This is a genomic window from Paenibacillus sp. FW126-R14 (assembly GCF_058789495.1).
The window spans coordinates 1-18,252 of record NZ_JBYTBS010000018.1 but is presented as its reverse complement, the minus strand read 5'-3'; the positions used below and the strand labels follow the sequence as shown (position 1 = coordinate 18,252).

Annotated in this window: 21 protein-coding genes and 1 pseudogene; 15 read left to right on the top strand and 7 right to left on the bottom strand. The window is 45.1% G+C overall.

Features of this window, described 5'->3' with window-relative positions:
• Positions 1–9: 9 nt before the first annotated feature.
• The 8 genes and pseudogenes from AC3WRW_RS13805 to AC3WRW_RS13770 all read left to right on the top strand — a co-directional run bounded on the left by AC3WRW_RS13805 (position 10) and on the right by AC3WRW_RS13770 (position 6,943).
• Positions 10–1,095: an EpsG family protein gene (locus AC3WRW_RS13805; RefSeq protein ID WP_492546888.1), complete on the top strand. Its 1,086-nt coding sequence runs from the start codon at positions 10–12 to the stop codon at positions 1,093–1,095.
• Positions 1,096–1,118: 23 nt separating this feature from the next.
• A complete protein-coding gene (gene galE, locus AC3WRW_RS13800; RefSeq protein ID WP_492546887.1) occupies positions 1,119–2,153 on the top strand; it encodes a UDP-glucose 4-epimerase GalE in 1,035 nt (344 codons plus the stop codon).
• Between the two features lie 108 nt (positions 2,154–2,261).
• Positions 2,262–3,134: pseudogene (locus AC3WRW_RS13795) on the top strand (glucosamine inositolphosphorylceramide transferase family protein); the annotation flags it as partial.
• Positions 3,135–3,236: 102 nt separating this feature from the next.
• Positions 3,237–3,830, top strand: coding sequence for a sugar transferase (locus AC3WRW_RS13790; RefSeq protein ID WP_492546960.1), 594 nt, complete (start codon positions 3,237–3,239; stop codon positions 3,828–3,830).
• A gap of 18 nt (positions 3,831–3,848) precedes the next feature.
• Positions 3,849–4,487, top strand: a complete 639-nt coding sequence (locus AC3WRW_RS13785) for an acetyltransferase (protein ID WP_492546886.1) — start codon at positions 3,849–3,851, stop codon at positions 4,485–4,487.
• Between the two features lie 93 nt (positions 4,488–4,580).
• Positions 4,581–5,705 (top strand): DegT/DnrJ/EryC1/StrS family aminotransferase, encoded by a 1,125-nt coding sequence (locus tag AC3WRW_RS13780; RefSeq protein WP_492546885.1) that lies wholly within the window; start codon positions 4,581–4,583, stop codon positions 5,703–5,705.
• Between the two features lie 390 nt (positions 5,706–6,095).
• Entirely contained in the window at positions 6,096–6,437 is a 342-nt protein-coding gene (locus AC3WRW_RS13775) for a helix-turn-helix domain-containing protein (RefSeq protein ID WP_492546884.1), read from the top strand.
• Between the two features lie 164 nt (positions 6,438–6,601).
• Complete coding sequence (locus tag AC3WRW_RS13770; protein ID WP_492546883.1) at positions 6,602–6,943, top strand: helix-turn-helix domain-containing protein; 342 nt, start codon at positions 6,602–6,604, stop codon at positions 6,941–6,943.
• 19 nt (positions 6,944–6,962) lie between these two features.
• On the opposite strand, the gene AC3WRW_RS13765 is transcribed toward AC3WRW_RS13770, so the two are convergent.
• On the bottom strand, positions 6,963–7,142 hold the full coding sequence (locus tag AC3WRW_RS13765) for an anti-repressor SinI family protein (protein WP_492546882.1): 180 nt from the start codon (positions 7,140–7,142) through the stop codon (positions 6,963–6,965).
• A gap of 203 nt (positions 7,143–7,345) precedes the next feature.
• Here AC3WRW_RS13765 and AC3WRW_RS13760 point away from each other — a divergent pair, with 203 nt between their 5' ends.
• Positions 7,346–8,212, top strand: a complete 867-nt coding sequence (locus AC3WRW_RS13760; RefSeq protein ID WP_492546881.1) for a metallophosphoesterase — start codon at positions 7,346–7,348, stop codon at positions 8,210–8,212.
• A gap of 42 nt (positions 8,213–8,254) precedes the next feature.
• On the opposite strand, the gene AC3WRW_RS13755 is transcribed toward AC3WRW_RS13760, so the two are convergent.
• Positions 8,255–8,650: a hypothetical protein gene (locus AC3WRW_RS13755; RefSeq protein ID WP_492546880.1), complete on the bottom strand. Its 396-nt coding sequence runs from the start codon at positions 8,648–8,650 to the stop codon at positions 8,255–8,257.
• A gap of 244 nt (positions 8,651–8,894) precedes the next feature.
• Between AC3WRW_RS13755 and AC3WRW_RS13750 the strand changes: the two genes are divergently transcribed.
• Positions 8,895–9,401, top strand: coding sequence for a tyrosine-type recombinase/integrase (locus AC3WRW_RS13750; RefSeq protein ID WP_492546879.1), 507 nt, complete (start codon positions 8,895–8,897; stop codon positions 9,399–9,401).
• A gap of 217 nt (positions 9,402–9,618) precedes the next feature.
• On the opposite strand, the gene AC3WRW_RS13745 is transcribed toward AC3WRW_RS13750, so the two are convergent.
• Complete coding sequence (locus AC3WRW_RS13745; RefSeq protein ID WP_492546959.1) at positions 9,619–9,987, bottom strand: helix-turn-helix domain-containing protein; 369 nt, start codon at positions 9,985–9,987, stop codon at positions 9,619–9,621.
• A gap of 137 nt (positions 9,988–10,124) precedes the next feature.
• On the opposite strand from AC3WRW_RS13745, the gene AC3WRW_RS13740 reads away from it, so the two are divergent.
• Complete coding sequence (locus AC3WRW_RS13740; RefSeq protein ID WP_492546878.1) at positions 10,125–10,553, top strand: hypothetical protein; 429 nt, start codon at positions 10,125–10,127, stop codon at positions 10,551–10,553.
• 418 nt (positions 10,554–10,971) lie between these two features.
• On the opposite strand, the gene AC3WRW_RS13735 is transcribed toward AC3WRW_RS13740, so the two are convergent.
• Positions 10,972–11,400, bottom strand: a complete 429-nt coding sequence (locus AC3WRW_RS13735; protein ID WP_492546877.1) for a DUF2621 domain-containing protein — start codon at positions 11,398–11,400, stop codon at positions 10,972–10,974.
• 125 nt (positions 11,401–11,525) lie between these two features.
• Here AC3WRW_RS13735 and AC3WRW_RS13730 point away from each other — a divergent pair, with 125 nt between their 5' ends.
• The 4 genes from AC3WRW_RS13730 to ppnP all read left to right on the top strand — a co-directional run bounded on the left by AC3WRW_RS13730 (position 11,526) and on the right by ppnP (position 16,285).
• Positions 11,526–12,653, top strand: coding sequence for a deoxyribonuclease IV (locus AC3WRW_RS13730; RefSeq protein ID WP_492546876.1), 1,128 nt, complete (start codon positions 11,526–11,528; stop codon positions 12,651–12,653).
• A 42-nt stretch (positions 12,654–12,695) separates the two neighbouring features.
• Positions 12,696–13,595 (top strand): formyltetrahydrofolate deformylase, encoded by a 900-nt coding sequence (purU, locus tag AC3WRW_RS13725; RefSeq protein ID WP_492546875.1) that lies wholly within the window; start codon positions 12,696–12,698, stop codon positions 13,593–13,595.
• Between the two features lie 191 nt (positions 13,596–13,786).
• On the top strand, positions 13,787–15,808 hold the full coding sequence (gene tkt, locus AC3WRW_RS13720) for a transketolase (RefSeq protein ID WP_492546874.1): 2,022 nt from the start codon (positions 13,787–13,789) through the stop codon (positions 15,806–15,808).
• Positions 15,809–15,967: 159 nt separating this feature from the next.
• Complete coding sequence (ppnP, locus tag AC3WRW_RS13715; RefSeq protein ID WP_492546873.1) at positions 15,968–16,285, top strand: pyrimidine/purine nucleoside phosphorylase; 318 nt, start codon at positions 15,968–15,970, stop codon at positions 16,283–16,285.
• A gap of 462 nt (positions 16,286–16,747) precedes the next feature.
• On the opposite strand, the gene AC3WRW_RS13710 is transcribed toward ppnP, so the two are convergent.
• The 3 genes from AC3WRW_RS13710 to AC3WRW_RS13700 all read right to left on the bottom strand — a co-directional run bounded on the left by AC3WRW_RS13710 (position 16,748) and on the right by AC3WRW_RS13700 (position 18,214).
• Complete coding sequence (locus tag AC3WRW_RS13710; protein WP_492546872.1) at positions 16,748–17,116, bottom strand: hypothetical protein; 369 nt, start codon at positions 17,114–17,116, stop codon at positions 16,748–16,750.
• The gene (locus AC3WRW_RS13705) at positions 17,091–17,744 is read right to left on the bottom strand and encodes an ImmA/IrrE family metallo-endopeptidase (RefSeq protein WP_492546871.1); all 654 of its coding nucleotides are present in this window, start codon (positions 17,742–17,744) and stop codon (positions 17,091–17,093) included. Before AC3WRW_RS13705 ends, AC3WRW_RS13710 begins: the two co-directional genes overlap by 26 nt.
• A gap of 65 nt (positions 17,745–17,809) precedes the next feature.
• The gene (locus AC3WRW_RS13700; RefSeq protein ID WP_492546870.1) at positions 17,810–18,214 is read right to left on the bottom strand and encodes a helix-turn-helix domain-containing protein; all 405 of its coding nucleotides are present in this window, start codon (positions 18,212–18,214) and stop codon (positions 17,810–17,812) included.
• Positions 18,215–18,252 lie beyond the last annotated feature (38 nt).

Here is an 18,252-nt window from a genome sequence, read left to right as displayed (position 1 = left end):
AAATCAATTATGGCCATACTTTGGGTTAATCTGATTGTCGTTTATATTGCCTCCTATTTTTCAAGGTACTTGGCCAAACCTGTGACAATCGGCTCTGGAGCAGGCTCTGGAGTTCTATCGCTGAAGCCCAATAAATGGATGGTAGGCATCGTAATGGCCACATTCGCCATAATAGCCGGGCTCCGCAATAACATTGGCGATACCTTTTTTTATATGTATGCCTACAAGCTTAATGATTTCACATGGAAACAAGTTAAAGCGGAGAAGGATATAGGCTTCGGAATTCTTCAAATGATTTTAAAAAAATTTACGGAGAATCCACAGCTGTTAATCTTTATTACTGCCTTAGTAACCAATGTACTCATTATCTATGTGCTATATAAATACTCAAGATTGTTTGAACTTAGCGTATATGTATACATAACTTCAGGACTTTACATTGTTTCTATGAACGGGGTAAGGCAATTTTTGGCTTCGGCGATGGTATTCGCGGCTACGAAGTATTTATTTGAAGGAAGCTGGAAAAAGTATTTTCTTGTGGTTGCCTTTGCTTCTACATTTCATGGCAGCGCCTTAATTCTTATACCGCTTTACTTCATTGTGAGAAGAAAGGCTTGGACATCCTCTACTTTCGTGCTGCTGACTTTGGCGGTGTTGTTAATTGTAGGATACAGCGTGATCTCGGACGCTATCTTCACTGCCATTTCTGATACCCACTATGGGGAATATCAAAGTATCCAAGAAGGCGGAGCTAACATCATTAGGGTGGCTGTCGGAGCGGTTCCATTGATATTCGCCTATCTGGGAAGAAACAAACTTAGAGAAATATTTCCCAACAGTGACTATGTCGTCAACATGTCATTATTGAATTTTGTTGTCATGGCCGTCGCTACGCAAAATTGGATTTTTGCAAGATTTAGCATCTACTTTGGATTATACAATGTCATTCTTATGTCATGGGTCATCAGTTTATTTGTAAAAAGGGAACGGAAAATTATGTATTACGCAATAATAGGCTTTTATCTGATTTATTTTTATTACGAGAATGTGGTTACTTTACATCTTTTTTATCGAAGCGAATATTTGAAGTTTTGAAAAAAAGTTAGGAGGTTTACACGATGACAATCCTCGTAACTGGAGGAGCCGGGTATATTGGAAGTCACACCTGTGTGGAATTATTAAATGCAGGACATGAGATCGTGGTTGTAGATAACCTTAGTAACAGCAGCTCGGAAGCGTTAAAGCGGGTAATGGAATTAACAGGCAAACATTTTGCGTTTTATCCCATTGATCTTTTAAACCGGCAGGATCTTGAGAGGGTCTTTCAGCAGCATCAAATTGAAGCGGTCATTCATTTAGCAGGACTTAAAGCAGTAGGAGAATCGGTTCGGTTGCCGCTTCGCTATTACCACAATAATATTACTGGGACGCTTATCCTTTGTGAACTTATGCAGGAATACGGGGTAAATAAAATCGTGTTCAGCTCCTCGGCTACTGTATATGGCAAGTCGGAACAAGTACCGATTACCGAAAATTCCCCAGTAGGCGCCACGAATGCATACGGCCGTACTAAGCTTATGATTGAAGAAATTATGCAGGACCTATATGTGTCTGATCCGACATGGAGCATTGCGCTTTTACGTTACTTTAACCCTATTGGAGCCCATAGCAGTGGAAGATTAGGAGAGAATCCCAATGGCACCCCTAATAATCTAATGCCGTTTATTACACAGGTGGCGATAGGCAGATTAAAGGAGTTAAAGATTTATGGAAGCGATTATCCCACCTTGGACGGCACGGGTGTAAGAGATTATATCCATGTAGTTGATCTGGCGCTCGGGCACGTCAAAGCGTTGGAGAAGATCATGGCAATCACTGGGGTGGAAGCCTACAACCTTGGAACCGGGCAGGGCTACAGTGTTGTGGAGATGGTGACTGCTTTTGAAAAAGTAACCGGGCAGCATATACCTTATACGATGGAAGATCGAAGACCGGGCGACATAGGCGTCTGTTTTTCGGATTCAAACAAGGCTAAGCATGAGTTGGGATGGATCGCTCAGAGAGGCATAAGTGAGATGTGTCTTGATTCATGGAGATGGCAAACCCAAAATCCGAATGGATTTCAAAAGGCGGAAGAAGAAATAACTGTATAGTGGGGGCTTACTCATGTGTATCTTGGTGCTGACTGAGCAGCAGTTCAAACAATTATTTTTGCAAAATCAGAGTACCTCCTTTCAAAGGAGGATTACTACTTGTTCCCTATGAAGAAGCTTCTCCAAAGAATTACGAATGTCACTTCTCTCATAAAGACGGGAATTGTTGCTCAGATATGGTCGATTAAGGTTTTCAGTTCCCCTGTCATGATCATGAAGTCATGGCATGAAACCGACATGGACACACCTTCGATACAAGCGTCAGATGTAACGGATGTGCAAGCTGAATTTGTAGCAGACCCCTTTATTATTAAGCATGATTCGCAGTTATATCTATTTTTTGAGATCTTGAATAAACAACTGGAACGTGGGCAAATTGGCGTAGCCGTAAGTACGGACGGGGTTAATTGGGATTATCAGCAAGTCGTCCTGCGTGAAAACTTCCACTTATCTTATCCTCAAGTTTTTAAGGTTGAAGACGAAATATTTATGCTGCCTGAAACGACGGAAGCCAATCGTGTTTTATTGTACAGAGCGAAACAGTTCCCAATTCAATGGGAAATTGCGTGTGAGTTGTTCAAAGGCAACTTCTTGGATCCTTCCATTGTTCAGTATCAAGAGAAATGGTGGATATTTGCCTCTACGGCAGGGGGAAATCTGCATCTATTCTCGTCTGAAAAGCTAGAGGGTCCATGGATGGAACATCCCCAAAGCCCGGTCATTACAAGCAATATGATGATTAGCAGACCTGCAGGCCGAATTATTTTTTCAGAAGGAAACATCTACAGGTACACACAAGCGGATTATCCTCATTATGGCGAGTCCGTAAGGGTCTTTAAAGTAAACCAACTGACAGAAACCGAATATGAGGAAGAGGAAATTTCCGTCGTCTTATGCGGCTCGAACAAAAACGGTGATTGGAGAAAAGATGGGATGCACCATATCGACCAACAATTGATGGAGGACAATCAGTGGTTAGTAGCTGTTGATGGTCAAAGTACAGTGAAATCGAATTACTTTGTTTGGAAAATGAACCGTATGAAATCAAAACTTAGAGTCAAAATCAATAGGAGTAGGTCAATGATGAAACGACTTTTCGACCTGCTGATAGCTATTCCTTTATTGCTGCTTCTATCTCCGATTATCGGCATTGTTGCTGTATTGGTTAGAGTAAAGCTGGGATCTCCGATTATATTTAAGCAGTTAAGACCAGGATTGCATGGCAGGCCTATCAATATTTATAAATTTCGCACGATGACAGATGCTAGAGACAAGGAAGGGAACTTATTGTCTGATTCAATCAGGCTAACTTCTTTCGGGGAATTCCTCAGAAAATACAGCCTTGATGAACTGCTGCAATTGGTCAATGTTATCAAAGGAGACATTAGCTTAGTAGGGCCAAGGCCGCTGCTGATGGATTATTTGCCTTTGTACACGGAAGAACAGGCCAAACGTCACCAAGTACGCCCCGGAATAACGGGGTGGGCGCAAGTTAATGGGAGAAACGCAATCTCCTGGGAAGAAAAGTTTAGACTTGATGTTTGGTATGTGGAAAATCAGAGCTTCCTCCTTGATATCAAAATTCTTGCTTTAACTTTTGTTAAAGTCATCAAGTCAGATGGAATCAGTCACGGGAATCATGTGACGATGGAGAAATTCTCCGGTTCAAATCTCTGATGAAAGATGTGAGGCAGATTGGATTTAGTTGTTATTGGCGAGGGTGGACATAGTAAAGTCATTAGGGAATTGATTCGTTCTAAAAGTGACAATAAGATCATAGCCATTTTGGATGATAAGTACGATAAGTTAACTCTAAGCAATGACATTTACCTAGGTCCGATTTCCTCAGCGCATCTTTTATTGCATGAAAGGAACCATCTTAAATTTGTTATTGCAATTGGCAATAACGGCATTCGAAAGTCGATTGTTGAGAAGCTTAACTTATCCAAGAATACATATGTTTCACTCATTCACGATACATCGATTATTAGTACCAGCGCATCTATAGGGTATGGAACGGTTATCATGGCGAATACAATCGTGAGTGCCGATACCGTTATAGGCGACCATGCCATTATCAACTCTGGTGCAATCGTAGAGCATGACAATCACATTGGGGATTATGTTCACATTGCGCCAAAGGCTGTGCTTACCGGTGCAGTCATTGTAAAAGAAGGGACAATGATTGGAGCGGGGGCTACGGTAATTCCGGAGAAGCAGATCGGCGAATGGGTAGTTATAGGCGCAGGGGCTACGGTAATCCGTGATATTCCACCCCATAGCACAGCCGTAGGAACCCCGGCAAAAATTCTAAACAGCCGGAAGTTCGCCTAGCGTCCAGCGCTTCTTCATCCCAAAAACCTATAAAAGGATGTGGCACAACAAGTGTTTTCGAATCATAAAAGAATCTATCTTTCCCCTCCGCACATGAGCGGGAACGAAATGACTTATATCCAGCATGCATTCGATACGAACTGGATTGCCCCGCTAGGTCCGCATGTTGATGCATTCGAGAAGGAAATGGCCTCCCATGTCGGGGTGAAAGATGCGGCCGCAGTCAGTTCGGGGACGGCAGCCATTCATTTGGCGCTGCGATTGCTTGATGTGCAAGCGGGGGATACGGTCTTTTGTTCAAGTCTCACCTTTGTTGCGAGCGCTAACCCGATTGTATATTTAGGAGCTGAACCGGTTTTTATCGATTCGGAACCGGATTCTTGGAATATGTCTCCTGCGGCCTTAGAAATTGCTTTGTTCGAGGCTGTTCAAGAAGGAAAATTGCCTAAAGCGGTTATCGTCGTTAATTTATATGGCCAAAGCGCGAAGATGGATGAAATCCTGGAGTTATGCAATCAATTTAATATCCCGGTCATTGAGGACGCGGCTGAATCGTTGGGCTCCACCTACAAAGGAAGAGCAAGCGGCTCATTCGGGAAGTTTGGCATTTATTCGTTTAACGGAAATAAAATTCTTTCGACTTCAGGCGGGGGGATGCTGGTTTCCAACGAGGTCGAGGAATTGAATAAAGCCCGTTTCTTGGCCACCCAAGCACGCGATTATGCTGCACATTATCAACATAGTCAGATGGGTTACAATTATCGAATGAGCAACGTATTGGCGGGGATCGGCAGAGCTCAGTTAGAAGTATTGGAAGACAGAATACTTGCCAGAAGAGCGGTCTTTGACCGGTACTACCAAGAATTAGCTGATCTGCCGGGAGTCCGGTTTATGCCGGAACTAGCCAATACCCGGTCAAATAGATGGCTGACGGTTCTTACGCTAGAGGAAAAAGAGGCGGGGGTATCTGTCGAGGCGTTGTTGGAAGTTCTGGCTGAAGACAATATAGAAGCCCGTCCTGTCTGGAAACCGCTCCATATGCAGCCGCTTTTTGAAGGGGTTAAATATTACTCGCATAGCGACAATGAGAACGTGTCCGAGCAATTGTTCCAGACAGGACTATGCCTGCCGTCCGGATCCAACTTAACGGAAGACGAGCAATCCAGAGTCATTGGGTGTATTAAAAAGCTATTGAAGGCAAAGTCTTATATTGCCTGATACGCCATCTTTTTAAGCGCTTTCACTCAACTTTTGCCGGTGGTGCTGAACCTTTTCAAATAAAGCTATTTTCAGCTCCACATCAAGACAGTCTCTATAGAGTATAGAATTGTATACATGCATGACCTTATGATAAGTACGCTGAGCTTTTTTCCACACACTTGTCGAAAGTAAATACATGACATAATCCCTCCCTTTTGTAAACCTTATGAGTGAAATGCCGAATGTATGCTGTATTGGAGAAAATGATGATTAACAGGAAGGAGAGGATAGAAGAACATATAAGGCTGGACCTGAACAGTTAGGCAACCGCTATGATAGGTTGAGGTGTTGACATGTTAGCAAGCAAAGAAATCTTGTCAAAAGTGTCACTGTGGAGTGATGATAACCATGATTGGTCAAAATATTTCAAGTATTCGTAAACAAAGGGGGTATACGTTGTCCGAGCTTTCGGAACGGACAGGTATTTCCAAATCCTATTTAAGCAATATTGAAAGAAATCTCAAACAGAACCCATCGATTCACGTAATGGAGAAAATCGCCGAGGTGCTCAAGGTAGATCTCAAACTATTGCTGAAAATTGCCGTAGATGCAGAGGCCAGTCACCAGCTTGATCAAGAATGGATGGATTTTATCATTGATTTGAAGCAATCAGGGATTGATAAGGAACGCATTCATGAATTTAAAATATTGATTGAGTTTATGAAATGGCATAATGATAAAATGAAGTGAAATGTGATCGGTTATGGTAAGTCTGGCCAGATGATGAGAGATATAAAGGCAAAAGCCCCGTAAGGGGCTTTTTTTGTTCTTAATAAGAAACGTATTTGTTCTTTTAAAGGAATTCTGGTATAATTAGAAGAGCAACTATAACTTTATTACGAGGGAAGATACACATGATTGGAAAACGTGTCCAACAGTTGAGGAAAGAGAAGGGCCTGTCACTGACAGAACTGGCTGAACGTGCAGGCGTTGCGAAGTCATATATTAGCAGCCTCGAACGGGACATTCAAAAGAATCCTTCAATTCAGTTTCTGGAGAAAATTGCAGCTGTTTTGAAGGTACCTGTCGAGCGGTTAATTGACGAACAGGAACAGACGACAGACAATGGGCTTGAACTAGATCAGGAATGGTATGAGATTATTAAAGAAGCTATGTCATCCGGGGTTGATAAGCAGCAGTTTCGGGAGTTTCTGGATTTCAACAAATGGAGAATGAAACGACCAAACGATGAATAGCGATGAGTGCTTTCGGAATTTATGGGGACATACAAGGATCGTTTTCAGTTGAATTTTGCGATTTTTGAGTCGTCTGGAAAGGGCTTCTTAGGAATGCGCGAATATCATCCATAGTAAGACCCATCTTACGTGCGCTCAAAATAAGATCGATCCATTCCGTATCATACTCTTCGAAATCCATCTGATTTAACTTGTTCACAAGTGACCCCTCCAAAACATTTCTTTTGTGATACAAATCGTATCTCGTAGTTTATTATCGCACGTTTTTTCAGCGAAATCAATCCCGATAATATTAAAATTATACAAAGTGTATCAATACTTTTGCGCCTCCCCTCGACAAATTTTGCATGAGCCACTGAATATTTAGCCCCATACACGCGGAATAGGTTAGGGGAAAAGACCATGAACAATAGACGTATCACTCGCAGGACGTTTCTCAAGCGTAGTTTATCCGTTGCCGGATCCTTAGGGATTTTGGCGGGATTTAGCGGACTATATGGCATTTTCGGAGAGCGTTATTGGATTCAGTTGAAAACGGTTCGACTTTCGTACCGCCGTTATCCGCCGGCGTTTGCTGGCGTACGGATTGTACAGTTCAGCGACACGCACATCGGCAAGCATTTCAGTATCGGACATGTGGCCCGGGCGGTTGCTATGATTCAGCGGCAAGAGCCGGACATTATTTGTTTTACGGGAGATTTATTTGATTCTCAATACGGTGAAATAACGGATGATGTGATCCCCGTTCTATCTCGGCTTCAAGCCGGGATGGGGAAATTCGCGGTGCTTGGCAACCATGATATGCGTCTTTCATCCGAGCGGGTAAGGGATGTGCTTGAACGATCCGGATTCACTGTACTGGTTAACGACAACAGAACGATTGAACGAGGGAATGGGCGAATAAGAGTGGCCGGGCTGGATGAAATTTTTCATGGAAAACCCGATTTGCCGCACGCCTTACAAGGTGCCAAGGAGGACGAATTTGTCCTGCTGCTCGCGCATGAACCGGATTTCGCCGATACGGCTTCGGCCCATGGGATCGATCTGCAGCTCTCGGGCCACAGCCATGGCGGACAAATTCGAATCCCCTTTTACGGGAGTCTCTTTACACCGGATCTAGGTCGAAAGTACCAAATAGGGCTTTACAGCTTTGAGGAAAGTGAGTTTCACGTGTATACGAACCGCGGGATCGGAACAACCTTGTTTCCAATCCGGTTTAATTGCCGACCTGAAATTACGGTATTCGTTCTTGAAACGAAGCTGCCCTAACCACAAAAACTCCGCCGGCTGATCCGGACGGAGTTTTATCGTTTAATAACAAAACCACTTCTTCCATATGTCAAACGAATCCGGACGTTCATTCCAATCTTTGTCATTCCAGCCGATATCATGCCAATCGTAATCGTCCCATTTGTTCTTCTCGTTTTGGTTTTTGTCTTTGTTATTATTGTTGTTATTGTTATTTTTGCCGTTATTATTGTGATCATTGTCTTTACTATTGTTCTTGTTGTTGCTAGTACTGCTGCTATTATCCTGGTATGTACTGGCACTCCATAATTTACTTAAATTAAAGATCGAAGTGATCTGAGACAATAAACTGTTCTTCTGAGAACTTCCTTTTTCATTACCTGAGGCATAGGCTGATGCAGGAAACGTAATTGCACTGAGGAGCAGCATAATAAAAAGAAACCTAACGATTTTTAACAATGCAGGAGGCCTCCATCCCATAATAGTTTAGTGTGCGAAAAACGTTCTTTATTAAGAATTATACCGTACAGATTAGCGTTTGAGAACAGGAAAAGGCATAGATCATTTATCAAATTTGTGATACAATATGTAACATAAAGCAATTGGGAGGATTGATAGCGTATAGATTGAGATTACATGTAATAGCGAAAATCAATTAGTAGCATACAATGAAATTTGATAAAGGTCATGTGAGGTGCTATTCATGCAAGTTGTGCAGCCTATAAGAGATCAAGAGAAAATTGAACAATTGCAAGAGGTTTTGAAAGAACAATCGATTCGAGATTGGCTTCTTTTCACGATTGGAATTAATTCCGGACTCCATCTAAGCGATCTTCTGTCTTTGAAAGTCAAGGATGTGATGGATCGGAATGTCGTAAGCGTACGGGAGGAAAAGACGGGTAAAATAAAGACTTTTCAGCTTTCTTCACAGTTAAAAGCCTTTATCAAGGAATATATACAATATATGGACGAAGATAATTACTTATTTCCGTCCCAACGAACAGGCAATCCTATCAAGAGAATTCGCGTTTACAGGATTTTGAATCAAGCTGCCAAGCAGGTTGGCTTAACCGACATTGGCACGCATACTCTTCGAAAAACATATGGCTATCATTACTACTTAAAAACCAAAAACGTCTCAGTCCTTAGAGACCTCTTTAATCAATCTGCCCCATCCGTGACTTTGAAGTATATTGGTGTAAATAAATAAAAGCAGTTTCCCTCGTAAGACTGTCTCGCCAGAGATACATAATGTATCGCATATCATGAATACGGTTTCCTTGCTTTTGAGAAAAGCTGAGCGTTTGGAGTAGGCCTACATATGAATCAAGAACATAAAATTTCAATTGATATTCATCAGATTCTTCTCTACCTGGGCATCTACAAACATAAGTTTCAGGCGCAAGATGTAAGATTTCCTTTACAAACTACTCCAATGAACGCTCAGCCCTTACAAAAGCAATGAATCGTTTCGCTTCGTCCGGGGAAAGTTTTCTGCCGTCAACGGTCAGTGAAAACTTTTGCAAAATATTCTCGTCCGTTAAATCAAGATTTTCTACGAAGTCCCGAACATCGTTATCAAGAATCGTATGCTGAAGATTGGTACGGCCAAGCAAATAGTCAATAGAAACATTAAAAAAGGTTGCTATCTTATTAATGGTTTCGTAATCAGGTTCACGGCGACTTGTTTCATAGTGAGAAAGGGATGCCCTAGAAATTCCTATTTTGATGGATAACTCTTCTTGGGTTAGTCCTCTTTTTTCACGTAAGAGGGCAATACGATCTCCATACTTCAGCTTGATCATTCCTCACAGTTTATTTTTTTCTACCATTATATCCACTATGTTTAGCGAAATATACCAGAAAACCATTATATCAAAGCAGAGATTCATTTGACTAGATACAAAATGTATTAAGGTGGTGTGAAGGTCGTATGACGATGACGAAAAGAAGCAAGTTATCGCTGGTTTCACCTCTGCAAGGCAAGCTGACGATTGTTCAAATTAACAAAAGACCGATTCATACGAAATATGCCATGATCGATATTTTGGAACTGGAGAAGTCTCAATTTACGTTTGAGAGTCCATTGATTTTGCCTACCGATGATGAAGTTATTTATGGCTTTGGGATTATGGTTTCGAGCCGTATGTTTCATAGCGTAGGCCGGATAGAGCTCTTAAATGAAAAAGAGGACAGCTGTATTTATAAAGCGGTTATTCAACCTAATGACTATGTAGAATCGGAAATGCTTTATGAAATAAACCAACTTGCCGCGCTGCAAAATAAAGAATTTGTAAAATTAACAAAAAGCTATGATCCAGACCGGATTTTTGATGACATTATTGTCGATTACATGTGCTGAAAATGTAGAGACCCCCTTGTTAAGTTACGAAATGTATCTTATAATGTTTTATATATACATATTGTAACAATAAACGACATTTTGATCAGTAAGGGGAGAAAAAATAATGGGCAATTCGGATACGGTATATTGTGTAGAATGCAATTCAACCATGGCCAAATGTTATGCAAAGAAGATTTTCAAAACGGGTTTCTATCAGACGACAATTCCTCTGGCGCATTGCCAAAAGTGCGATTCGCTGCGCAGCGTGTGCATACACAGGTACGAAGAAATGACAACTGAGACTTGGATTTGAATGAATAAGGCGGGATCTGCATGCTAACGTTGGATTGGAATTGTTCGGGATGCCGGAGCTTTAGCTGTCATAACAATTAAGCCACTCACTTCTTATAAATAAGAAATGAGTGGCTTTTTCATTTTAACTCAACAAATGTTTATAAGCGCTATAGTCAATCTGCTCTTTTTCAAGAAAGCTGGTCAAACTTCGATAATCTCTGCGCGGCGTCGCAAGAATGTATCCCTCGATGCAGTGCTCCCTCGTTACTTCATTCGCATTTGCCTCTAGTGCAACCTGTCCGATTCGAGCGGCAATCGAATGCTTGGCAATATCTCTGAAAGCTGAAGGCACAGGAGAGACCAACTGATCGAGAAAAGCTTTGGAGTCTTCTGTCCATAGATGGCGGGAATTGTCGACATAATGATTCTGCCAATCCAGCTTGGACTTTCCGTCTTCCTTGGGGAGAACTTTCAAGAACTTGCGAAACATGAAGTACCCGCCTACAGACATAAAGAAGAGCAGGACAAATACCCAGAAAATAATGAACCACATGAAATAATTGTTAACCATTTATTTGTCACCTCACTACCATCCAATCATTTCTGATAAGAATTATACCTTATTTCTAGATTTCTTGCGACAATCCGAGTAAAATAGGAAGGTAGTACAGATTTTCAGTAAAGGAGCAATGAATCATGCCCAAAATCGGCTCACACGTTTCGTTCTCGGATAAAGGCTTGTTAAATGCAGCAGAAGAGGCAGTTTCATACGGTTCTTCTACGTTTATGATATACACCGGCGCACCGCAAAATACGCGCCGCAAACCGATCGAAGATCAATATATCGAAGAAGGCAAAGCTTTGATGGACAAGCATGCGATTAATGAAATCGTCGTGCACGCTCCTTATATCATCAACCTTGGCTCCTATAAAGAGGATACTTTTGAATTAGCCGTGCGTTTCCTTCAAGAAGAGATTCGCCGGACAGCCTACATCGGGGTGCGCAACATCGTGCTGCATCCAGGGGCTTACACGGACAAAGATGCGGATTACGGGATTGCCCGTATCGCCGAGGGTTTGAACGAAGTCTTGGCTGGTGTCAAGGACACGGATGTGAATATCGCGCTGGAAACGATGGCTGGCAAAGGGACCGAAATCGGCCGCAGCTTCGAGGAAATCGCGGAGATTATGGAGCGCGTTGAGTTTAACAACAAACTTACGGTCTGTATGGACACTTGCCATATTCATGATGCCGGCTATGATATCGTGAACGATCTGGACGGTGTTCTGCATCATTTCGACAAAGTTATCGGCTTAGACAAGCTGGGCGTTATTCATTTAAACGACAGCAAAAATCCCCGCGGAGCCGCCAAGGACCGCCATGCGCCGCTAGGCTCGGGCTGGATTGGCTTTGAGGCGATGAACAATGTCGCTAACCATGAGAAGCTGCAGCATTTGCCTATGATTCTGGAGACGCCATGGATCGGTAAAGAAGACAAGACGCAGCGCCCGATGTACGAAGCGGAGATTGCCCTCTTATCCGGTAATCTCAAAGGCCGTTTCGGCGATGAGTTCCTGGATCATGTCGAGCGCATCGATCATTTGTTTGGCAAAAAAGATATTCATTTCCGCGATTATGTGCTGAAAACTTGGGACATTTTGAAAAATGATGCGAAAGCGAAAAAAGCGGACGGACGCGAGCCATTAGAGCGTTTGTATGATATTTTGCACGAGGAAAGACTGTTGTCCGACCTTAGCGAAGAGCAGCTTAACCAACGTCTGATCGTTTGGCTTGCCGGTCAGGAAATTCTTAAAAAAGTCTAACGCAGATAGCTTTTTGTACAGATAGCATAGAGGGGGATTCACATGGAACGGGGAAGTACGAACAGCTCAGCTCGCAGGGAGAGCGAATGGGCGAACAGAGCAAGAATGTTGATTTCTTGTCCGGATCAACCGGGCATTGTAGCGGCAGTTTCACAGTTTTTGTTTGACTACGGCGCGAACATCGTGCAATCCGATCAGTACACCATGGACCCGGAAGGCGGCATGTTTTTCATCCGGATCGAGTTTGACTTGGAGCAGCTAGAGAGCCGCGTCCAGCAATTGAAAGAGGCGTTCTCCGTCGTTGCGGACAAGTTCTCCATGGACTGGAGTCTGTCTTTGGCTAGTCATAAGAAGCGCATCGCGATCTTCGTATCGAAGGAAGATCATGCATTGCTTGAGCTTCTCTGGCACTGGCGCGCTGGGGATTTGAATGCCGATATTGCCATGGTTATTTCGAATCATCCCGATATGCAATCATTGGTCGAGCCTTTCGGCATTCCGTATTACCATATTCCGGTTACGGCAGATACGAAGGCAGAAGCTGAGCGCCGTCAGCTTGAAGTGGTGGGAGACAAGGTGGATGCGATTGTTTTGGCGCGCTATATGCAGATTGTCTCGCCATCTTTCATTCAGCATTACGCGAATCGCATCATCAATATCCATCATTCGTTCCTGCCTGCTTTCGTAGGCGGTAAGCCTTATGCCCAAGCGCATAACCGCGGTGTGAAAATTATTGGCGCAACCGCGCACTATGTGACCGAGGAATTAGACGGCGGGCCGATTATCGAACAAGACGTTCAGCGGGTTAGCCACCGCGACAATGTGGAAGATTTGAAAAGAATCGGCCGTCATATCGAACGGATCGTTCTCGCCAGAGCCGTTGCTTGGCATGTGGAAGATCGCATCATCGTTCACAACAATAAGACTGTCGTCTTCAATTGATGGGAAAGCTAGGCTGTATCCGATAAGGATGCAGTCTTTTTTGGCAGAGAGCCGCATATCCATCGAGTTTTAGCGGTTTATTGTGGCAAAGCCTCAAAGCAAATGGTACAATAATGCAAGCGAGAAAAGTCACTTGTATGTACAAGTTTAAGACTCACGTAAGTATAGACATATAGGAGGGAATTTTCGAAATGACAGCAACAAACAAAACAATTGAACAATTGGCAGTCAACACGATTCGTACTTTGGGCATCGATGCCATTGAGAAAGCCAACTCGGGTCACCCAGGTATGGTGATGGGCGCAGCCCCAATGGCCTACGTGCTGTGGAAACAGCATATGAAGCACAACCCAGCTAATCCGAAATGGGTCAATCGCGACCGCTTTGTACTTTCTGCGGGTCATGGATCCATGCTCCTATACAGCCTTCTTCACCTGTGCGGATACGATCTGCCGATGGAAGAAATCAAAAACTTCCGCCAATGGGGAAGCAAAACGCCAGGACATCCGGAATACGGTCACACGGCGGGTGTTGATGCAACGACGGGTCCGCTCGGACAAGGGATCGGTATGGCCGTTGGTATGGCCATGGCTGAAGCTCATTTGAGAGAGACTTACAACAAAGAGAATTTCCCGGTGATCGACCATTATACATATGCGATTTGCGGCGATGGCGACATGATGGAAGGGGTTTCCTCTGAAGCCGTTTCCTTGGCTGCTCATTTGAAACTGGGCAAATTGATCATGCTGTACGATTCAAACGATATCTCGCTCGATGGCGAGCTGAATATGGCTTTTTCCGAGAACGTTCAAGCACGTTTCGAAGCTTACGGCTGGCAAGTGCTGCGCGTAGAGGAGCAGAATGATCTGGTTGCGATCTCCAACGCGATTGCTGAAGCGAAAGCTGATACAACCCGTCCTACGCTTATCGAAGTGAAAACGACAATCGGTTTCGGAAGCCCGAATAAAGGCGGCAAAGGCGGACACGTTGGACCTCACGGTTCCCCGCTTGGCGGCGACGAAGTGAAATTAACGAAGCAAGCATACGGCTGGCCGGAAGAGCCGGACTTCTTGGTTCCTGATGAAGTTCGTGCCCACTATGCGGAAATCGGCAAAGAAGGCGCTGAAGCTGAACAAGCTTGGAGCAACCTTTTGAATGAATACATCAAAGCATATCCTGAATTGGGCAGCCAGTTCAGCGCGGCTGTTAATAACGAACTGCCTGCTGGTTGGGATGCGAACCTTCCGGTTTACAGTACATCGGACAAGCCGATGGCGACTCGTGCAGCTTCCGGTAATGCGATCAACGCGATTGCTCCTTTGCTTCCGCAGCTGATCGGCGGTTCCGCGGACCTTGCGAGCTCTAACAACACGATGATCAAAGGCGAAGCTAACTTCACGGCAAGCAACTATGCGGGCCGCAATGTATGGTTTGGCGTTCGCGAGTTCGGTATGGGGACAGCCATGAACGGTATGGCTTTGCATGGTGGCGTGAAAGTATACGGTGCGACATTCTTCGTATTCTCCGACTACCTGCGTGCTTCCATCCGTCTGGCAGCTCTTATGCAGCTTCCGGTTATCTACGTTTTGACACATGACAGTATCGCGGTTGGCGAAGACGGACCGACGCATGAGCCGATTGAGCAGCTTCCGGCACTTCGTGTTATTCCGGGCATCACAGTGATTCGTCCGGCTGACGGGAACGAAACATCCGAAGCTTGGCGCTATGCGATTGCTGAGGCTAAAGGACCCGTTGCGCTCGTATTGACTCGTCAAAATCTGCCGATTCTCGAAGGAACGGTTGAAGGCGCGAAAGCGAACCTGAGCAAAGGCGGATACGTGGTATCCGATGCTGCGAACGGTAACCCGGATGCTCAAATCCTTGCAACAGGTTCTGAAGTGCAACTGGCTGTCGCGGCGCAAAAACTGCTTCAAGCTGAAGGAATCCACGTACGCGTCGTTAGCTTGCCAAGCTTGGAGCTGTTCGAGAAACAGTCCAAAGAATACAAAGACTCCGTCATCCTGCCTGGCGTGAAAAAACGTCTTGCGGTTGAAATGGCGTTCCCGCTTGGTTGGGAGCGTTATGTCGGCGACGAAGGTTCCGTGCTCGGCATCAACACGTTCGGCGCATCCGCGCCTGGCGACCTTGTGCTGAAAGAGTACGGCTTCTCTCCAGAGAACGTTGCGGCTAGAGTGAAAGCATTGTTGGGTTAGTACAAGAGCGAAGCATCAAGTGAAACGTCATGTGAAACATCAAGTGAAACATCGCATCGCGTGCATCCGCACCCTTGCGCGTTAGTTAACAGCGCCATAGCCCACCCCGCGTGGGCTTGGTCTTTATTTATTGCCATTTTAGAGGGGGAACTTATCATTATGTCCAGCTTTGAAAATGTAACAGTATTAACGAAAGCTAACGTTTATTTTGATGGAAAAGTAACAAGCCGCACGGTACAATTCGCCGACGGTACGAAGAAAACGTTGGGCATCCTGCTTCCGGGCGAATACGAGTTCGGTACGGATGTCAAAGAAATCATGGAGATCCAAGCCGGTGAGCTGAAAGTACTTCTTCCAGACAGCAGCGAATGGATCAGCATCAACGGTCAAGGTGAGTTCACCGTGCCGGCGAATGCGAAATTCAAGCTCGACGTGAAAACAGTCAGCGATTATATTTGCTCTTATATTAGCGAGTAATAAGGCGCGGAACTCTGCGAAAATCCCATACACTTTGTGAACTTCGTTCACGGGTGTGTGGGATTTTTTTTGTGGGCTTATAGGGATCGAGCGGGAGAGGATGATGCCGGAATTCCGCGCTGCGGGAGAAAAGCCGCAAGAGAAGGATATTTGCGTCGTGAGAGTGCAAAAAAGGCCGTCTCAGTAGCGAGAACGGCCCAGAAGCGCAGCGAGGCGACCGAAAAGGCCGTCTCGAAGCAGAAAAGCCGCAAGAGAAGGATATTTGCGTCGTGAGAGTGCAAAAAAGGCCGTCTCAGTAGCGGGAACGGCCCAGAAGCGCAGCGAGACGACCGAAAAGGCCGTCTCAGTAGAGGGGACGGCCCAGGAACGTAGCGAGACGACCGAAAAGGTCGTCTCAAGGCAGGAAAGCCGCATCGGAAGCGTAGTATGCGGCGCTAATGATGGGTGCTGCACGCCGCGCCATCAGCTCCAACGATATAAAGAGCGCACATCCATCTGCAGCACCTCTTCGATGTCGCTCATCCGCAGCCACAGCTGCCGGATATCAGTGAGCTGCTCCAGATACGCCGCATACCGCTGTCTAAGGCGAGACAGGGAAATGCCAACGGCGTGAGGGCGTTCGGGATGGACGATGAGATCCTCCATGAGCACGGTAATACCGGCATCGAGATCGCCGATGTCTTCCATGGTCAACTGCTGAAAAGGCGCCCCCAGCGGCACGTACAGCGAGTCTTGGCTGAAATCGAGCTCCCCCGGGCTAAAACGCAAAGATAAGAGAACCGGCACGATTCCTTCCTCATGATAATCATAGAATACGGTTAGCTTCGCCATCTGCCAGCACTCCTTTCGACTTCAATTGTTCCAGCTTGTCCATCATGAGGCGAGTTGCGTCGGACCATTTGGACGGATCATATTTCCCCACCTGGCTTTGCGTATATTGTTGATACTCATAATCCAGAATTCCCTGCAGCACACGTCTTTGAATTTGGTCGATACGCGCTTTGGCCAGCCGGAAAGTGACTTGGAACTCTTCGGACAGGTAAGCGATCATTTCATTTTTGTGCTCCGGCAGCGGCAGCTTTTTCAGCATGGAGAGCGGGAGCGCCGCGTAGAGCTGGAAGGCGGATGCGTCCTGCTCCTGCCAATTCACATAACGGTCAGGCATGGCCATCTGGTTGCCGGAGTGGCGGAGAACATGGCACAGCTCGTGCAAAAAATCCTCCCACTGCTCCTTAGGGGAGAGCCGGCGGTCAACGTTGATGCTGAACTGCCCGTTATTTTCGACGGCCATACTGTTCATATCCATCGTATACACCCAAATGCGCAGCTTAGCCGCCAAATGGGTCATGCAGAGCTGAGCCGGCGTTGTAATCTCATGCTGCTCATATAAAGCTTCGACCCACTGTTCCAGAGGGGTAGTTTGATAGTGAGTAAACAGGGTAAACACCTCGGTATTCAAAATATAGGAATGTATGTTCGCTTATTAGGGATAAAGAAAAGCCCGATGGGCTTTGCTTCTTCATATTATTGCTCGCTATCCGGCATACGGTTGATCTGCTGCTCCTTGATGAAGTGCCAGAAGCGGAGCATTTCATCCCGCCGTTCCTTGGGCGCACTTTGAAAGTCCTTAAAAAATAAACTGACCTCAGGATCATCGATGCCATCAATCCCCGGTTCAGTTGAGATATCCAGCGACTCTTCTTCCGTCGGCGCAAAGCCAGCGAGCAGCAAGAGCTCGTCCTTGTCTGAGCGATTCAACGCATCGGCCAGCGCAATGACCGTTTCCCTCGATGGACTGAAGCGGTTATTTTCTATGGAGTTAATAAACGAGTAACTAACACCGGACCGTTCTCCAAGCTCTCTAAGGGTAAAATGGTTCTGTTTACGCAGCTGCCGGATTCGAAGGCCGAACTGGACCATATCTTTCATCGATTCATCACCTGTTACTTATTGTAAATGCTTATAGG

Coding starts and splice junctions, on each gene's coding strand:
- AC3WRW_RS13805 (WP_492546888.1), top strand. CDS start 10: ATGGCCATACTTTGGGTTAATCTGATTGTCGTTTATATTGCCTCCTAT.
- galE (WP_492546887.1), top strand. CDS start 1,119: ATGACAATCCTCGTAACTGGAGGAGCCGGGTATATTGGAAGTCACACC.
- AC3WRW_RS13790 (WP_492546960.1), top strand. CDS start 3,237: ATGAAACGACTTTTCGACCTGCTGATAGCTATTCCTTTATTGCTGCTT.
- AC3WRW_RS13780 (WP_492546885.1), top strand. CDS start 4,581: ATGAGCGGGAACGAAATGACTTATATCCAGCATGCATTCGATACGAAC.
- AC3WRW_RS13775 (WP_492546884.1), top strand. CDS start 6,096: ATGATTGGTCAAAATATTTCAAGTATTCGTAAACAAAGGGGGTATACG.
- AC3WRW_RS13770 (WP_492546883.1), top strand. CDS start 6,602: ATGATTGGAAAACGTGTCCAACAGTTGAGGAAAGAGAAGGGCCTGTCA.
- AC3WRW_RS13760 (WP_492546881.1), top strand. CDS start 7,346: ATGAACAATAGACGTATCACTCGCAGGACGTTTCTCAAGCGTAGTTTA.
- AC3WRW_RS13750 (WP_492546879.1), top strand. CDS start 8,895: ATGCAAGTTGTGCAGCCTATAAGAGATCAAGAGAAAATTGAACAATTG.
- AC3WRW_RS13740 (WP_492546878.1), top strand. CDS start 10,125: ATGACGATGACGAAAAGAAGCAAGTTATCGCTGGTTTCACCTCTGCAA.
- AC3WRW_RS13735 (WP_492546877.1), bottom strand. CDS start 11,400: ATGGTTAACAATTATTTCATGTGGTTCATTATTTTCTGGGTATTTGTC.
- AC3WRW_RS13730 (WP_492546876.1), top strand. CDS start 11,526: ATGCCCAAAATCGGCTCACACGTTTCGTTCTCGGATAAAGGCTTGTTA.
- purU (WP_492546875.1), top strand. CDS start 12,696: ATGGAACGGGGAAGTACGAACAGCTCAGCTCGCAGGGAGAGCGAATGG.
- tkt (WP_492546874.1), top strand. CDS start 13,787: ATGACAGCAACAAACAAAACAATTGAACAATTGGCAGTCAACACGATT.
- ppnP (WP_492546873.1), top strand. CDS start 15,968: ATGTCCAGCTTTGAAAATGTAACAGTATTAACGAAAGCTAACGTTTAT.
- AC3WRW_RS13710 (WP_492546872.1), bottom strand. CDS start 17,116: ATGGCGAAGCTAACCGTATTCTATGATTATCATGAGGAAGGAATCGTG.
- AC3WRW_RS13700 (WP_492546870.1), bottom strand. CDS start 18,214: ATGAAAGATATGGTCCAGTTCGGCCTTCGAATCCGGCAGCTGCGTAAA.